This window comes from Alteromonas sp. 5NS40-0096, from assembly GCF_057544385.1.
In genome coordinates, this window is sequence record NZ_BAAJLQ010000013.1 from 1 (window position 1) to 15,800 (window position 15,800).

General features: G+C 39.2%; 28 protein-coding genes. All 28 read left to right on the forward strand.

The genetic code is table 11. From position 1 onward, the window contains the following. The first annotated feature begins 125 nt into the window (after window positions 1-125). The 28 genes from AC27G9_RS20750 (at window position 126) to AC27G9_RS20885 (ending at window position 15,690) form a co-directional block, all read left to right on the forward strand. Window positions 126-374: a hypothetical protein gene (locus AC27G9_RS20750; RefSeq protein WP_487076451.1), complete on the forward strand. Its 249-nt coding sequence runs from the start codon at window positions 126-128 to the stop codon at window positions 372-374. A 133-nt stretch (window positions 375-507) separates the two neighbouring features. Further along, a complete protein-coding gene (locus AC27G9_RS20755; protein ID WP_487076452.1) occupies window positions 508-873 on the forward strand; it encodes a hypothetical protein in 366 nt (121 codons plus the stop codon). Window positions 874-1,044: 171 nt separating this feature from the next. Then, the gene (locus AC27G9_RS20760; protein ID WP_487076453.1) at window positions 1,045-1,422 is read left to right on the forward strand and encodes a hypothetical protein; all 378 of its coding nucleotides are present in this window, start codon (window positions 1,045-1,047) and stop codon (window positions 1,420-1,422) included. Between the two features lie 551 nt (window positions 1,423-1,973). Then, entirely contained in the window at window positions 1,974-2,438 is a 465-nt protein-coding gene (locus AC27G9_RS20765) for a hypothetical protein (protein ID WP_487076455.1), read from the forward strand. A 127-nt stretch (window positions 2,439-2,565) separates the two neighbouring features. Next, entirely contained in the window at window positions 2,566-3,015 is a 450-nt protein-coding gene (locus AC27G9_RS20770; protein ID WP_487076456.1) for a hypothetical protein, read from the forward strand. Window positions 3,016-3,144: 129 nt separating this feature from the next. Next, entirely contained in the window at window positions 3,145-3,513 is a 369-nt protein-coding gene (locus AC27G9_RS20775; protein WP_487076457.1) for a hypothetical protein, read from the forward strand. Between the two features lie 115 nt (window positions 3,514-3,628). After that, entirely contained in the window at window positions 3,629-4,018 is a 390-nt protein-coding gene (locus AC27G9_RS20780; RefSeq protein WP_487076459.1) for a hypothetical protein, read from the forward strand. Between the two features lie 110 nt (window positions 4,019-4,128). Then, window positions 4,129-4,488 (forward strand): hypothetical protein, encoded by a 360-nt coding sequence (locus AC27G9_RS20785; protein WP_487076460.1) that lies wholly within the window; start codon window positions 4,129-4,131, stop codon window positions 4,486-4,488. 117 nt (window positions 4,489-4,605) lie between these two features. Next, complete coding sequence (locus AC27G9_RS20790; RefSeq protein WP_487076461.1) at window positions 4,606-5,085, forward strand: hypothetical protein; 480 nt, start codon at window positions 4,606-4,608, stop codon at window positions 5,083-5,085. Window positions 5,086-5,227: 142 nt separating this feature from the next. After that, the gene (locus AC27G9_RS20795; protein WP_487076462.1) at window positions 5,228-5,689 is read left to right on the forward strand and encodes a hypothetical protein; all 462 of its coding nucleotides are present in this window, start codon (window positions 5,228-5,230) and stop codon (window positions 5,687-5,689) included. Between the two features lie 304 nt (window positions 5,690-5,993). Beyond that, window positions 5,994-6,290: a hypothetical protein gene (locus tag AC27G9_RS20800; protein WP_487076463.1), complete on the forward strand. Its 297-nt coding sequence runs from the start codon at window positions 5,994-5,996 to the stop codon at window positions 6,288-6,290. Between the two features lie 112 nt (window positions 6,291-6,402). Next, window positions 6,403-6,717: a hypothetical protein gene (locus AC27G9_RS20805; RefSeq protein WP_487076464.1), complete on the forward strand. Its 315-nt coding sequence runs from the start codon at window positions 6,403-6,405 to the stop codon at window positions 6,715-6,717. Between the two features lie 115 nt (window positions 6,718-6,832). Then, window positions 6,833-7,282, forward strand: a complete 450-nt coding sequence (locus tag AC27G9_RS20810; RefSeq protein WP_487076466.1) for a hypothetical protein — start codon at window positions 6,833-6,835, stop codon at window positions 7,280-7,282. A 118-nt stretch (window positions 7,283-7,400) separates the two neighbouring features. Beyond that, on the forward strand, window positions 7,401-7,946 hold the full coding sequence (locus tag AC27G9_RS20815; RefSeq protein WP_487076467.1) for a hypothetical protein: 546 nt from the start codon (window positions 7,401-7,403) through the stop codon (window positions 7,944-7,946). A 143-nt stretch (window positions 7,947-8,089) separates the two neighbouring features. Continuing rightward, complete coding sequence (locus AC27G9_RS20820; protein WP_487076468.1) at window positions 8,090-8,494, forward strand: hypothetical protein; 405 nt, start codon at window positions 8,090-8,092, stop codon at window positions 8,492-8,494. Window positions 8,495-8,565: 71 nt separating this feature from the next. Next, window positions 8,566-9,000 carry a hypothetical protein gene (locus AC27G9_RS20825; RefSeq protein WP_487076469.1) on the forward strand — a complete coding sequence of 145 codons (435 nt, stop codon included), beginning with the start codon at window positions 8,566-8,568 and terminating at the stop codon, window positions 8,998-9,000. Between the two features lie 60 nt (window positions 9,001-9,060). Then, window positions 9,061-9,381, forward strand: coding sequence for a hypothetical protein (locus tag AC27G9_RS20830; RefSeq protein WP_487076471.1), 321 nt, complete (start codon window positions 9,061-9,063; stop codon window positions 9,379-9,381). Between the two features lie 539 nt (window positions 9,382-9,920). Then, window positions 9,921-10,208 carry a hypothetical protein gene (locus AC27G9_RS20835; protein ID WP_487076472.1) on the forward strand — a complete coding sequence of 96 codons (288 nt, stop codon included), beginning with the start codon at window positions 9,921-9,923 and terminating at the stop codon, window positions 10,206-10,208. Between the two features lie 137 nt (window positions 10,209-10,345). Further along, window positions 10,346-10,729: a hypothetical protein gene (locus AC27G9_RS20840; RefSeq protein WP_487076473.1), complete on the forward strand. Its 384-nt coding sequence runs from the start codon at window positions 10,346-10,348 to the stop codon at window positions 10,727-10,729. 115 nt (window positions 10,730-10,844) lie between these two features. Then, entirely contained in the window at window positions 10,845-11,252 is a 408-nt protein-coding gene (locus tag AC27G9_RS20845) for a hypothetical protein (protein ID WP_487076474.1), read from the forward strand. A 59-nt stretch (window positions 11,253-11,311) separates the two neighbouring features. Then, window positions 11,312-11,698: a hypothetical protein gene (locus AC27G9_RS20850; protein ID WP_487076475.1), complete on the forward strand. Its 387-nt coding sequence runs from the start codon at window positions 11,312-11,314 to the stop codon at window positions 11,696-11,698. A 125-nt stretch (window positions 11,699-11,823) separates the two neighbouring features. Next, complete coding sequence (locus AC27G9_RS20855; protein WP_487076476.1) at window positions 11,824-12,597, forward strand: hypothetical protein; 774 nt, start codon at window positions 11,824-11,826, stop codon at window positions 12,595-12,597. Window positions 12,598-12,701: 104 nt separating this feature from the next. After that, entirely contained in the window at window positions 12,702-12,989 is a 288-nt protein-coding gene (locus AC27G9_RS20860; protein ID WP_487076477.1) for a hypothetical protein, read from the forward strand. A 134-nt stretch (window positions 12,990-13,123) separates the two neighbouring features. Beyond that, a complete protein-coding gene (locus AC27G9_RS20865; protein ID WP_487076478.1) occupies window positions 13,124-13,516 on the forward strand; it encodes a hypothetical protein in 393 nt (130 codons plus the stop codon). A 472-nt stretch (window positions 13,517-13,988) separates the two neighbouring features. Next, window positions 13,989-14,366, forward strand: coding sequence for a hypothetical protein (locus AC27G9_RS20870; RefSeq protein ID WP_487076479.1), 378 nt, complete (start codon window positions 13,989-13,991; stop codon window positions 14,364-14,366). Window positions 14,367-14,461: 95 nt separating this feature from the next. Continuing rightward, on the forward strand, window positions 14,462-14,728 hold the full coding sequence (locus AC27G9_RS20875) for a hypothetical protein (RefSeq protein WP_487076480.1): 267 nt from the start codon (window positions 14,462-14,464) through the stop codon (window positions 14,726-14,728). A gap of 115 nt (window positions 14,729-14,843) precedes the next feature. Beyond that, entirely contained in the window at window positions 14,844-15,188 is a 345-nt protein-coding gene (locus tag AC27G9_RS20880) for a hypothetical protein (protein WP_487076481.1), read from the forward strand. A 112-nt stretch (window positions 15,189-15,300) separates the two neighbouring features. After that, window positions 15,301-15,690, forward strand: a complete 390-nt coding sequence (locus tag AC27G9_RS20885) for a lysozyme inhibitor LprI family protein (RefSeq protein ID WP_487076482.1) — start codon at window positions 15,301-15,303, stop codon at window positions 15,688-15,690. The last annotated feature ends 110 nt before the right edge of the window (window positions 15,691-15,800 follow it).

The window sequence follows — 15,800 nt, forward strand, 5'->3', positions numbered from 1 at the left end:
ATGTCACATAACAAAACGCTCAAGTCGCAACCCGCTGCGCGGGTCGCTGGGACAAAAACACAATGCGGCTCCGCCATTCTCGCATTGCGCTTTTGCCCCTTAGCTTAGTGTTATATGGCTTTAATATGAATAATGAGTTGATTGCTCTTAAAAAGTATCTGGCCAGAAAAAAAGTTCTCAAAAGCACTTATGCGGTAGGAACGCTGCCTCATTATGAAGGGTATTGCATACTAGAATCGAAAGGTACTTTTGAAATATTCTATTATGAAAGAGGCTCAAAGTTCGACATCCTAAGCTTTAGTGAAGCAAAAGAAGCCATTAAGCAGTTTAAAATAATGGTACTGACAGACCCTTCAACAAGAACAAGGTTTTAATGTGCACGCATATAACAAAACGCTCAAGTCGCATCCCGCTGCGCGGGCTGCTGGGACAAAAATACAATGCGGCTTCGCGATTATCGCATTGTGCTTTTGCCCCTTAGCTTAATGTTATACGCAAGGAGGCTTCTTGAAATTTTTTCTTTTATTGCTAGCAGTTTTTGTTTCGGGGTGCTCCCAGAGTGTTTGTAATAGATGGGAGTATGCGATTTTTTCATTTAGCACGTATTCTGTCATTGAAAATGACGAATTAGTGGAAGTTGATTCGAATGTTCTATGGGTAACGGGTGAAAGTTCGGCATTCTTTAAAAATAACAAACTCATGCTAAAAGATAGCGAGAAAAGCCTTTCCACTTTTTTTGGTGCATCATCAAATCATCCTGTATCAATACTCACTGCACTTGGTAAAGATGGATGGGAAGTATACGATTACGAAAGCTACCATGCCGATGCAAATTCAGAAAAAAGAGACTGGCAGCTCAAAAGATGTATTTAACAATTGCGTATAACAAACAAATTATGACACTCGCTGCCGCTCGTTGGGACGCAAACACGTGCGCGGCTTCGCCATTATTGCACACGTGTTTGCGCCCCATATTTGGAAGTTATACAAAAATGATTAGTTATGTTTTTTGAGTTTAACGAACGTGAATTTCGTAGTTATTACATGAAAGTGATACCTGTTTGCTCTCTGATATCGCTGCTTGTTTTACTTGTTCACTATTATTATCACCTTCATCCAGTTTTATTTTTGACATTGTTTTTACCTACTGCATTGATTGCGGGTGGTAAAGGTAGAAACTTGAAGAATGAGATTTTGGAGAGAAATTCAATAACTGTTTTTGTGGGGAGTGAAGTAATAAAATACAATAACTCTACACGAGGTTATGCCTTTGAGAGAAAGCTGTCAGATGTTATTGACGTTAAGTTGAAAAACACCTTTAACATACCAGTTATAGTAATTCAGTTTACATCAAATGAGGTAATAAAATTATCTTGGCTTAAAAATCCAGATAAGTTCGTTGATATGATGCGTCGGCGATAGTTTTTGTATAGCAATCGCATCAATTCGTTCGCTATGCTCACTGGGACGGTTACTCACTGGCTGTGCTCGTTCCTCGCAGAGTATAGCCAGCAATTAACCGCCCACTATGCGGGCGTTATGTGCCAAAGGTGAATATGGAAGTTGTTATAGTAATATTATTTTGGTTGCTTGGTTTGCTGCTTTGCCCTGTGATATTTTGGTTTAAAAAACCAGCGCGCAAAAAGATGAGCGTAGCTTTGCTACTGATTAACGTTATCTGGATACTGGACACACGGTTTAATTTTGCAAAAACATTTGAGAATGAAAATGGCAATGTAATTGCTGGGCTCATTTTTTTGTTGCCCATATTGATGCCTCTAATGAATTTCTTTATTTATTTTTTAGTCAAATTGTTTTCATCATTAATGAAAAGGAAAAGATGGTTAGGCACATAACAAAGCGCTTAAGTCGCATCCCGCTGCGCGGGGTGCTGGGACAAAAACACCATGCGGCTTCGCCATTTTCGCATTGTGCTTTTGCCCCTTAGCTTAGTGTTAGGTTACTAAGAGAAAATGAGAGTAATTTTAGCTTTTGCTATATTTTTATCCTTTCATGGTTCTGCGTCTCAAATTATTGAAGATTCAGATATAGCTAGAATTAATGCTAGCTATCCAGAAGACCTTAAGATCCACAAGGGACTTAATATTGGCCATGGCATTAATGTTCCAATAGAATTTTCCATAACTTCCAAAGGCAATGGAGGTTTTAGTTTACCTGGTTTGTTTTTAGTTCGTTTATACGACCAACACAATGATGGAAGTTACTTTAAATCTGGTTTACTTCGTAACGAACTGATAGACCTCGATAAGGATGGCTACAACGAGTTATTATTTTGGGGAGTTGCGATTAAAACAGACGATGAATCTGAAAAGGTTTTAGGGGAAATTCCTGTAGTCGCAATTTTAAAATATGATCCCAAAAGTAAAACTTTTAAAGTGGTCAAAAAAAGTAACGAAATAGACATTTACATTGAGTGAATTGTAACCTAACAAACCGCTGTAGACGCAAGCGGAGCTTGCTGGGACAAAAACACGTGGGCCGTCCTCGCTTCGCTCGATATTATAGCCCACGTATTTTTGCCCCTTAGCTTAGTGTTAGGCTCCTATGCATTATCTACTCTTTTTTATAATTTCAATAGCACCTTCGATTACCCCCAATAGTTCAGATTCCTGCCCTGAGCTAAATGTATCAGGTGTTTTTTGGGGTTCAACAATTGACGAAGTAAAGGAAGCATTAGGCCCTTTTACCCAATCCAAAAAAATCTCAGATATTGAGACGTCTGGTCAATACTCTGGTTGGGAGTTTTCCAAAGAAGGTTTAACGGTTTTCATAGCAGACATAGGCGGTTTAATGTCTGCTCACATTACGAGTAATGACTATCTGGTAGCGAACAATTATCGAGTCGGGGAGGTTCTTAGCGGATATGGCGTAAGGGAAAAGGTCGAAATTCATTTATGTGCGAATGAACTCTCAATGACAGAGAAGACAGTAAGCATTACACTTAATGCTCAACAAAATATAGAATCTATTTTTATAGAGATATACGGGTTGTGAGCCTAACAAAACGCTTAAATCGCAACCCGCTGCGCAGGCTGCTGGGACAAAAACGCAATGCGGCTTCGCGATTTTCGCATTGCGCTTTTGCCCCTTAGCTTAGTGTTATGTTTCATTGAGTGGATTCAAATGAAAACCTTCATTTTAGTAAGTGCTATTTTTCTAAGCAGTTTTAACGTTAATGCTGAGACTGTAAAAGCCAAAGTTGCTTACAATGATGTAGTGCTTCTTGGAGAAGCTATAGGGAAACACCTAATTGCTGGGAATTCTGCCACCAGTAATTCAAATGACTTCAAATGGTTGATTTCAAATTCTGAAACTAATATTGAGAACATTCCGCTCGACCCATGGGGTGAAATGTATAAAGTTGTCTTTCTCAATAAAGAATCGTTTATGGTCTATAGCCCTGGCTCTTTGAAATATGGAAATGTTGTTGTGCAAGCAATATATTTCAAAGGAAAAAGCCAGTTCGAGTTAAGAGGTGATTTCAGGGAATGAAACCTAACAAACCAATCAACACACTCGCTGCGCTCGCTGGGACGCCTACTTCCTGCGGCTTCGCTATTTTCGCAGCAAGCATTCGCCCGTTATCGGGGCGTTAGGTGTCATGGCAATGTTCCAACCTATTGCAAATCTTAAGTACTTAAAAGCAATCTTTTTAGCTAACATTGCTGGAAGCATTGCATGTATTATTGCTGCATCTTTCATATTTGAAACTTGGGATGTTAAGAACGAAATCACCTATTGGTCATCGCTTCAAGATGCTATGAACATTACAGTGCTTGTGGCTGCCATTGGATTTTTATATTGCCTAATAATTGTTACTCCATTTGTGTTAGTGACTTATAAGAGGAAACGTTTATTCTACATTTTAGGTATCCTGATCTCAGTATTACCAGCTGCATCTCTCTGGGGTAGTGGATATTGGGATATAATGGCATTGTGCTATGGGTTAGTTGCAGCAATTCTTTTTATTAAGCTTTATCAGATAAATGACATCTAACAAAACAAATAAACTTCACCCCTGTCGGGGTCGGACACAAACTCGCTGGCTCTTTTTAATTTTAGCCAGCAAGTTTGCGCCGGTTATTTGAGACGTTAGGTGTAAAAGCTATGGATTGCAGTTTAGACGTCAATGAATGGGAGCTCTGCGCTTTTTTCGGTAATGAGCATGTATCGAGAGTTCATGGAGAAGATTGGTATGACAGTGACTCGTTATACGAAGTAAATTATGACGACGGGACTAAGCTGTCATTTGCCATTCACCCAGTTCATAACGACGTAAGAATAACTGTGACACTAAATGGTGAAGTTACGATGGATTGGCACGGTGTAGGTCTAAATAAGATTAGTTACATCGAAGAAAAAGATAAAACCTTTTTGAGATTAATAGGGGTTAATGGTCATACCCTCGAACTCAAAGTAAACCCTTCACTTAAAATAGAGGAAAAGGTTGGTGGATTTTACACCTAACAAACCGATCAACACACTCGCTTCGCTCGCAGGGACGCCTACTTGCTGCGGCTTCGCCATTTTCGCAGCAAGCATTCGCCCGTTATCGGGGCGTTAGGTTCCAAACGAGGATTGATTATGAAATGGATTTTTTTACTAGCGTTTTTGTTACCAACTTCAGCTGTTGGAAAGGACTTTCTTATTGGAGATTGGGAGCATTTCCACAAACAGTTGGGTGAGTGGCGATACTCGAAGTTATCCATCAATGAAGACTTCTCTTCTGAACTAACTTATCACTCAGCTCTAGTATCTAGTTCATTTAACGCTGCCCCTAGTGCACTCAATTTCAGTAATGGTGCATTAACAATTACTTTCGAATACTCAGATAAAGCTGCATATCCTCCACCTTTCAATAAATTGGTACTGAATTTAGTATTCGATACCTCTTCTGGTTTGGAGAAAAGTGGAGCTTTGAAGGGGTATTCAGTTTGGTTTTTCGACAATGATAATCCGAGTTCAATTACTGAAGAAATGCACTTCAGTAAAGATGGACTGGAATCTCTTTTAAAACTAGTTCAAAAACTAAATAACGGTGACCCTGATAGGTTATCAAAATAAGAGGTTTAATCATGTTCAATGAACCTAACAAATCAATTAACACACTCGCTTCGCTCGCTGGGACGCCTACTTGCTGCGGCTTCGCCATTTTCGCAGCAAGCATTCGTCCGTTATCGGGGCGTTATACGCCTACGGAGGTTAAATGAAGTCACTGATGTTAGCATCTTTGTTCACTGCTATTGCTTCTGTGGCTATTACTTTCACTTTATCCACTCACAGAGCTAACAAATTCCATTTAGAACACCAAATAGTGAAACATTATCTAGATTCGCCAATGCACAATGAGTTTATTAGCTCTGTAAGCAAAAATAGTGATACGAATAAATCCAACTATCTCTATTCTTTGAGAGACCCACTCTCTTTGTATTTTGGGCTCCAAAAATGCTCACTTTTAAACAAGCTACCTTTTGGTTCAGACATTGAGTCGTTTCTTCATTCTGCAAATCAATTGGCATTGAGCACTCCTGAAGGAGCGAATTGTAATGAAGCTTGCGCAAAAATGTGGTTAATTGATGACAGATTCGCAGATGTGAGCTGTTCAGATTACGAAGGTGTCTTTGAACACGCTCTAGGTCAAGGTCGTTTTGATGACAAAGGCATATAACAAAACGCTCAAGTCGCAACCCTCTGCGCGGGTCGCTGGGACAAAAACACAATGCGGCTTCGCCATTTTCGCATTGTGCTTTTGCTCCTTAGCTTAGTGTTATGCATCAAGTGAATACCCCTAACTCATGAGTATTGTAAGTGAATTAAATACCATTCGTTTGAACCGAAGCAAGAAGACACTGGTTAAACGTTACCTGTTAGCTTGTTGCTATAAGCTCCTACGTTTTAGAGATGGTAGCTGTTTACCAAAAAACCTTGAGATAGCTAAGAAATTTCTTCGAAGTCGCGCTACTCAGAAACAAATGCACCAAGCGGTGTGGGAAGTAGAAGGTCAAGCGTTTGGAGCCGACCACTATTCAGAAGATAGGGTTCGTTTTTACTTCAGAGCAGATAAGAACATTAAACATGACTTGCTCCAACTTAGAATTTCGTCAGGCTTGGGTAATGTAGAAGCTAGAAAACGCTTAATTGATATGGCTTATTTTATCGACAGTGTGTTTTGTCATATACAGTTTTCGAGTAATTGGTCGATTAAGGACGAATACGAAGCCTTTTTATGCCCAGTATTATTCAGGCGTTTTTTTGGAGAAGATGCATAACAAAAAAATTAAGTCACTCACTACGTTCGTTGGGACGCATACACGTGGGCTGCTTCGCATTTTAGCCCACGCGTCTGCGCCCCTTATTTAAAAGTTATATGCCTAAAGCGTTATGAATAAATCACTATTAAAGAGCACTTTCATTTGGCTGTTAATATTTGCGGCAATTTATTTGCTGGCTGAATTAGCCTTTTTTCGCGGATTCCTAATTGAAACAAAAAATGGTGTTGTTGCTGAGACTTACTCTAGCATACCGCGACCAAATGGTGCCGGGCCGCTGGTTCATTACGCCATTGTGAGACTTGATGATGGCATGTTCTTGAAAGTTGTTTGTGAACCAAAATGCTATGTAGATTCAGAAGTTAAAGTATCTTCATACAAACCGCTTTTGGGAGGTAATCTCAATTATTATGCAATCGGCATATAACAAAACTCTCAAGTCGCAACCCGCTGCGCGGGGTGCTGGGACAAAAACACAATGCGGCTTCGCGATTTTCGTATTGCGTATTTGCCCCTTAGCTTAGAGTTATGTTTAATTAGTCATGCTTTTGTACGTAATTTTAATCATAGCCTTTATTCTATTTTCCTGGCTTTCATACCTTGGGTGGTTGTCGGATAAAAAGCAAAAGGTAAGGTTTGAAGCCTTCCTATTATCGAATAACGGCATTGAGCTTTTTTGTTACACAAACAGAAAAAGGTTCTGCGAAGTTATAGAAGAAGAAATTATTCCTTCGTTGGACAAATCAATAAATATCGTCAAGCTCAACGGCAAAGAACCTCAAACAGAGCTAGATAAGGAAATGATTTCTTACGCTCTCTACCGAATAAAAAACATTGGCTTCCCCAATGTCATGAAAATTGTTAATGGAAAATTAATCGATTTATCAATGCATAAAGAAGTCTACGATTGCATCAATAATGGTAAATCTGAAAACCTCGCTGGTATCGTAAGCTCCAAGTTTAAGGAAATCAGAAACATTGCAAGTAATTAAACATAACAAGGCGCTTAACACGTGTGTCACTGCGTGCCACACTGGGACACAAACGCGGCGCGGCTTCGCCATTATAGCGCCGCATTTGTGCCCGTTAGCTTAGCGTTATGTGACAAGAGTGAACATTCGAGCTTTTATTCTTTTAGGATTGATGTTGTTAGCATCAATTTCTTCATCCCGAGCTGACGATTGCTCACCATTTTCAGATGGAAAAATCAAAGAGTACGAGGTGTTTAGGAATCAAATTTTCTATCCGGATTTGTCTAGATGCATTCCTGTCACATCATCATTTATTCAAATAGAAGGTAAACCTAGCTCTAAAACAGACATTTCAGGTTTTGTAGTTGGATTGGAAATTCTTTATCACCCTGAGCTGGACAGTTTATTGAAACTTACCAGTAAGACCGGGGCACATACCACCGTTGTAACTCTACTCTCAAGAGAGCGTGGCAACGAAGAGTTTTCCGGTTCTTTTCGATGGGAGTTTTACTCTTCCATGGAGTATATTTTGGTATCACGTGACGGTCCCGAATTTTTACAGGTTATTGTGCGCAACAATCAATACGATAATAGTTGTGCCATCATCACCGAAGATAAATACCACTATATCGAGAACCAGTTCAATAAAGTTTCGTCTCGGGAAGTTACCAAAGAATGTTTTTAAATAAGGTCGATGTTTTAAGCATGTCACCTAACAAACCGATCAACACACTCGCTACGCTCGCTGGGACGCCTACTTGCTGCGGCTCCGCCATTTTCGCAGCAAGCATTCGCCCGTTATCGGGGCGTTAGGTCTCAGGTAGGATTATGAAGGTCAACGGATGTATAAAGTCAGTAGATCGTATGCCATATTTGGCTTTACTTGAACTATCAGAAACAAACGTTCCATCATTAAGTTTTGTTGCTGTTCAATCATTTGAGGAAATATCTTTACCCTCAGCTGAGATTGGCAGTAATGTTAGACTAGAGTGCTTTATCCAATTTGGCGTTATTACAAATACTTCGCCTATGAAAATGGACTTATTCATAACTCAATCGGGCAAAAATGCTAGTACTAAAGGAAGGGCCGAAGTAATTTCAAGTGTTAACGATCACGAGTACGTAATTAGCCCATCGAATTCAGTAATGATTACTCTTGAACTTGAAAAAGGCGTCTCTCTAAATGTTGGGCAAATAATCGAGTTCACAGGTGAATTAAGCAGTGAAACCTAACAAACCACTCAAGGCTCTCGCTACGTGTTACTGCCCCTTAGTGGGGTGTTATGTTTCGCAGGCAGTATCGAATGAATTTTGATAATAACAGCATTATTGATTTCGAAGATAAAGCCAGAGTAGCTTTTAAGTTTCTAATCTATGACTTCGGCTATAAGGAGCTTGTTAATTCAGATTATGCTAATCCTTGCTCGGTTACTTACATCAATAAAAAAAATAAAGTTAGAGTTGTTATAGAGGGTATAAATTGGGGATCAAACGCTCGTATTGCTTTTGGGCATGTTAGAAATGACAAATTCCAGAATTATGATCTGATGGATCTAGTTAGCGCACTAGAATTCACAGAATATGATGCCGAGAAATGGAAGGAATTAGGGCAACATGCACAACTTGGGTTTTATTCCGAATTGCTAAAAAATATAGGAAACGATGTATTGAATGGAAATTTTGAAATCTGCACCAAAATCGACACTATAAGAGCTGCTAGAGGTTACCAAAAAAACTGAGATGAGTATTGCGAAACATAACAAGCCACTGCAGACAGACACCGAGCATTATGTTTTTCTATGAAATTTGCATTATTACTTTTTTTAATTCTTAATCTCAGCGGATGTATCAGCACCATTGGCGACAACGTCGCTTATGTTACTGGAGAAGTTTCAGAGGAATGCACTCTTCGGTTCAAAAATGAACAAACCGAAAATCGTAATCACCAAACAAGAGTCATCAATGGAAAATTTGCTGCAGACTTTACCATTTCTCCTTTTCCCTCAGATTATGAGTTGTCAATTGAATGCCAGGGAAATACGATATTAAAACGGAATGTTAGTCTCCCAAACCAACAAAACGAGCTTAATCTTGGGGTTATTTACAGTGCAAAAACATAACAAAACGCTCAAGTCGCAACCCGCTGAACGGGTCGCTGGGACAAAAACACAAGGCGGCTTCGCCATTTTCGCATTGCGCTTTTGCCCCTTAGCTTAGTTTTAGGTGCACATGCGAACTTTTATAACTTTATTGGCCATTTTGATCATGGGATGTTCATCTGTTCCAGAGTTCAAACTTATTCCTGTGAGTTTCGGTTCGTTCGAAGAAGGTTACGAAGAGACTCCAGCGATTGACGGAACAATAGAGTTAAAAATTATTAGCATTCATGGCCACGAATTAAATACTCTTGAATATATTTTCCATAGACGTATTTCGGAAAAGTGTGGAGAGAGCAAATACAAAGTTTATGAGTTCGGTGAAATGATAGATGTTTGCGCACATACAAAATGCTTCGAAACTGCTGTTCAAGGTAGGTATAAGTGCACCTAACAAAACGCTTAAGTCGCAACCCGCCACGCGAGTCGCTGGGACAAATATACAATGCGGCTTCGCGATTTTCGCATTGTACATTTGCCCCTTAGCTTAGTGTTAGCTGCTCATGAAGGTTAATAGTAAACCTCAGTTGGAAATAGATGCCGAATTGATCGACATTTGTATTCAGATTAAAAATCAAAACAAAACTGCGCAGGAATGGCTGGAAATGGAGTCTTCCGAAATGTTTCAATCTTCTAAGTATTGCGGGGGCTATGATGGGATTGAACAAGCTTTTTGGTTTACATATTACATAGACGGCAAAGCAAAATGGTGGTTCGAAATCACTCTTGAAAGTTTAGAAAATATTATCGCAGGCAAACTTCAATATTTGGATTTGTATGTGCCTAGTTGAGACCGCAGCTAACAAAACGCTTAAGTCGCATCCCGCTGCGCGGGATGCCGGGACAAAAACACAGTGCGGCTTCGCTATTATCGCACTGTGCTTTTGCCCCTTAGCTTAGTGTTATGTCTCAATGTAGGTTTTTTACTTTGCGAGTATTAATATTTTTTCTTTTTACGATTCATTGCAGTGCGAATGCTGACACATGCATTATCACTGACGAAATGATGGAAGAAGTTAAATCTAAATATTATGATCATATAGACATTGAAACTTCTCTCGTAGATTCGAAATACCTTGTCACTATTAATCTACCGAGAGAAATTGAGAACTCGAAATTGTATTCCGTCATCTTGGCTTCAGATAACGAAGAAAACCCAAGCTTTGCCGCTCCATTAGAAGTGATTTATGCTCAAGAAAAGGCATCTACTTGGTATCCAATCGAAGCAAATCAAGTTAAGAAACATTTTATTATTGTTGGGATACAGGGTATTTGTGCGCCAAGCATAATCAAGGAAGTTTCATACAAATGAGACATAACAAAACGCTCAAGTCGCATCCCGCTGCGCGGGCTGCTGGGACAAAAACACAATGCGGCTTCGCCATTATCGCATTGTGCTTTTGCCCCTTAGCTTAGCGTTATACGTCATGAAGCATCTTCTAACTGTTGTGGTTTGTCTCTTCTTTTCAAAGTTACTAAATGCGGCTGAACTCAATCTTTTCGGTAAAGAATTTTCAGTACCTAAAACTTGCGTTCATTACGTTGTACCAAATAGATACTTGTGTAAAACGCCATATGCTCAAGTGGAAACAGCAGAGCTATCTTTTGTTGAAGAGTTTTTTAGAAGAGAGGACTTGGTCAAAAACCTAATCCGTCAAAAAGCAGCAGATAGCTACGATCACTTTTTCGCAAAGTCTTCTAAATCAGAGGTGGATGGGATGTATTATGCTATCTGCAAAAACAGTCATTGTATTTTGGTAGTTTCTGACTCAGAGCAGGCTTTCAATTTATGGCTAAGCTCGATATCTCAACCGTTAATTCAAAGGGATGGGTAGTGACGTATAACAATCCAATTAACAAACTCGCTTCGCTCGCTGGGGCGTTAGGTGCTTAAGTGGCTTTCAGACAAATCTCAATTGAAAAAAAGACGACCCTGATTAGTGTTTTTTTATTAATTATGGTGCTTGGTCTATATAAAGCGTTTAGTGTAAACAAAGAGTTCACTCTTTACTTGAATGGCTTTGGCCCAGACATCAAAGGCATTTCTGTTCAATTCGAGAACAGCGAGATCAACTTTGTTAATCCAGAATACAATGAATTTGGGTCAAACAAATACTCTCTTAGGTTTAAAACACCGACACGTTCGGGTAGTTTGGATTTGTCGGTCACAATGCTCAACGAAGAAATATATACAATTCAAAATATGGAATTTAGAAATGGAAAATTCAATTATGTCTATAAAATCAAAGATAAAATTGGTTACACAACGGGACATTGGTGAGCACGCACCTAATAAAACGCTCAAGTCGCAACCCGCTGCGCGGGCTGCTGGGACAAAAACACAATGCGGCTCCGCCATTCACGCATTACGCTTTTGCCCCTTAGCTTAGTGTTAAGTTTCTCAATATGATTAAAAGTGAAAAATGGTATCAGGAAGAGTTTTTAAAACTAGCCAGTACTGGTGATGTTCCTGCGTATATAGAAGGCAGTAGTTTTTATAGGGAAATACCTTTTAGCTACGAGATGGACTCTTTCGCAAAAGGTGGCCCATATATGCCAAATGCAAGCATAGATTTTATCGAGATTGATTCCAAAGGCTACATGCATATATGGGAAGCAAAAAAATTAAACTCATATGAATTGACCAGTGGCAGAGTTATCGGGCAACTAATGTTCTATGATTGGTTGATGAAAACATACTCTCCTCAGAAATTAGCAACAGAGCTTGAAAAAAGGAAAGCCCCTGAAGAGCTAATAAGACATATTTCAAAACAAAAAGAACTAACTTTCAAATCGTGGAATATTTTAGTTTGTGGAGGGTATGGTTACGAGCTGGCGGCAGGATTTAATCCTGCTATATGGAATTACACTTCAATTGGTGAGCAGTATTTCTCAAAAGAAACCCCTGGCTTATCTATTCACCAGATGTATCATGCGGATGAAAAATTACTTCTTGAAAGTATTTGGAAAATGTCACTGTTTGCACCATTGCAAATGGAGCAAAATGCATTTTGGGCTTATTTAAAATCAACTGACAATGAATTTTATGATTATGAAGTAGATAAGGATGGTAACTTTAGATTAATCTATGATTCAGAAATGCCACTAATTGATCTTGATAAAGAACTAAGTAACGAAAAATTCTTATCTCTGATCGGCAGAGATCACTTAGTCGAGTGACCGAAACTTAACAAAAAGTTCCAGTTCGTTCCGGGGCTGCGCCGCTCCACCCGACGCCGCCGGCGGCGCGGCTGAACTTGGCGTTATGTGCTAAAGGATTAGACTTGAGTATCATCGCCAAAATAACCTTCTTAAATATACCTAGACCACCCCATGCTTATAGGTATTTTGGAAAACAAGTCTGGATGCGCATGGAAACCAAAGACTTCAAAGATTTGGCCTGCTACCTTAGTTTTTTAGATGATAAAGAATACTATGACGGTGATACCACTGAAGTATTCTTAGGTTTTTACGAAGAAGAAACTAAATCTCTATTTAATGAAGGGTTGGCATTTTCTCTTCGTATACTAGACCTCAAAGTCGCAAAGGGAATTATCGTAAATGTTTCATAGCAAACACGCACATAACAAAACGCTTAAGTCGCTGCCCCCTGCGCGGGCTGCTAGGACAAAAACACAATGCGGCTTCGCGATTTTCGCATTGTACTTTTACCCTTAGCTTAGTGTTATGTGCCGGATTGAGTTCAATGCTTTTTTTAAGAATAAATAAGATAACGTATTTAATAGCACTAGCTTTTTCACTGCTGCTTGCTACGTATGCATCGTTTAATGGGGGATTTGAATTTCCTTTTAAATTTTTTGTAATTGGCGCTTTATCATCGTCATTACCCGTAGTTATTACAGGTATAACCAGTCACTACTTTCTTAAAAAAACAACAGGCTTTTCTGCCATTTTCTTGTTTTGTTGCTTTTTCATAATCATTTTTTTAGGCTGTTTAATGTATACGTACTTGTTCTTGTTTCCTAACAACAGTGCAATAGGTCTAGAGTTTGTGTTAGTCCCAGTTTCTCAGCTTACAGCACTGCCTTTTGCTGTTTTACTTGGTGTGGTTTTAAAAAATAATGCAAAAAGCACATAACAAAACGCTCAAGTCGCAACCCGCTGCGCGGGCTGCTGCGACAAAAACACAATGCGGCTTCGCCATTTTCGCATTGTATTTTTGCCCCTTAGCTCAGTGTTATAAGTCAATGGAATAACTTTTGATGTCAGAGCTTTTTAATACAACCCTAGTCGTGGTTATATGCGGTTTAGCCACTGCTCACATCAATGGCCTTTTTTCTATATCTAGAGAATCACCAAGTGTCATTTGGTTAAAATCAAAACATGCCGCTGTAGTAATTTCGATTACAGTTCTTTTTATTGTCGTAGCTATAACTAAAATTTTGCTTTTACTTGCGTAATCTAAGAAGGTTGTTTTCAAAAATGACTTATAACAACCCAATTAACACACTCACTGCGTTCGCTGGGACACATATATGCGAGGCAGCTGCGCCATTATGCCCCACATGTCTGTACCCGTTATTTGAAAGTTATATTCCAAGGAGGAATTTGTGCAAGATGCACTAAATAACATCTTGAGAGAACTAGATACAGCAAACATTGCTTATTCGCTATTTGATGAAAAGATTCACGTCCAGTTGCCGCGTAATTTTGACACACTAGTAATCGAAATCTGGAACAGTGAAGGAGATGATTCAATTACTCTTCTAAATGGCTCTTTCCATACTCACGGTAAAACGGAAGCAAATGAGCATGGCCTAGCTACCAGAGAAAAAGGAATTAGGCACCTTATAGAATGTATATTCAATGGCACTTTTAAAATGGTTCGTAGACCAAATGAAAAAGGTGAAATGGAAAATACAATTTGGGATACTTTTTCGTTAGCGCTAGTTAAAAACGGTGATGTTTTTGACATCGTTGAAATATAACAAGGCGCTCAAGAGGGACACAAACATGGCGCTCCTTCGGAGTATAGCGCCATATTTGTGCCCCTTAGCTAAGTGTTATATAGCTATGGAAAGTTATGAGTACTATCAAATGTAGTGGTGTTAAATATCGGCAAGGCTTTATAGATGTTACATCTGATATTCATGATGGCATGATAAATATAGAGTCATGGAATGTTCATCCAGACTATTTAATTGATAACAATTCAAATAAATCAGTTATTGATGTTTCTGATTCAAAAATTGTCGCAAACACAGAGCTTGAGCTATCACTAACTCAAGCAATCGAACTAGTTAATCAATTAAAATCAGCAATTCATAAAATTGAAACTGGTAGCTCTTAGCTATATAACAAGTTACTTAAAAGGACGCAAAACGCTTGGCTTGTGCTCCTTCGTCGCCAAGTTTAGCCAAGCATTTTCCGCCTTTTAGTAGGACGTTATGTTTCAAGGAGTGAATATGAATCAAAAGTTTTTATGGGCTTCCTATGCGCTCCTTGTAGCATTTTGTATTTTCCTCTTTTTTACTCCGTCAAAACTGTCGGATGCATTGATTTTAGAAACACAACAGGAAAAAATAGAGGATAGGTCACAGGCACTTGACCAAATAATGTCAAAACCCAACTATAAAATGGACAGTGAAGTAGTAGCCGATTTACTTCAATTTGAATTAGAACAATCAAAACAGCACTTTAACGACACTAACGCTGTTTTAAGAATGCAGTACTGGCTTGGCATAACTCTTGGGGGCTTGCTCTTGGTTCACCTTTCAGCGCTTTTACATATAAGGAAATATACGCAATGAAACATAACAAAACGCTTAACACGTTTCCTACGGTCACTGGGACAGTAACGCAGCGGCGCTTCGCGATTATGACGCTACGTCACTGCCCGTTAGCTTAGCGTTAGGTATCTTTATGAAACATCTTTTCTCATTGTTTGTATTCTTTTTTACACCTATCGCTTTTGCACTATGTAGCGATTCTGCAGATCTAATGGAATACAGGGTTTGCATCGCGCAAAAAGCCGAAGACTCAAGTCAAAAAGTAAAGAATAAGCAAATGGAATTGTTGGAAAAGATTAAAAATTGGGACCAAGAACCTCAATTTAAGAATGAAACCATTAGCAAGCTTCATTCAGCTATGTCTTCGTTTGAATCCTTCAAGAAACATCAGTGTAACTACGAGGCTTCAGTCGCAGCTGGTGGTAATGGTGGTGGTAGTATTGGAGCACAGTGTTGGATTAGGTTAAATCAAGATTACCTTGAGTCACTTGAGTCGCAACTAGAATGGTACGAATCGTATTAATGACTGTTCAAATACCTAACAAACCAATTAACACACTCGCTTCGCTCGCTGGGACGCCTACTTGCTGCGGCTTCGCCATTTTCGCAGCAAGCATTCGCCCGTTATCGGGG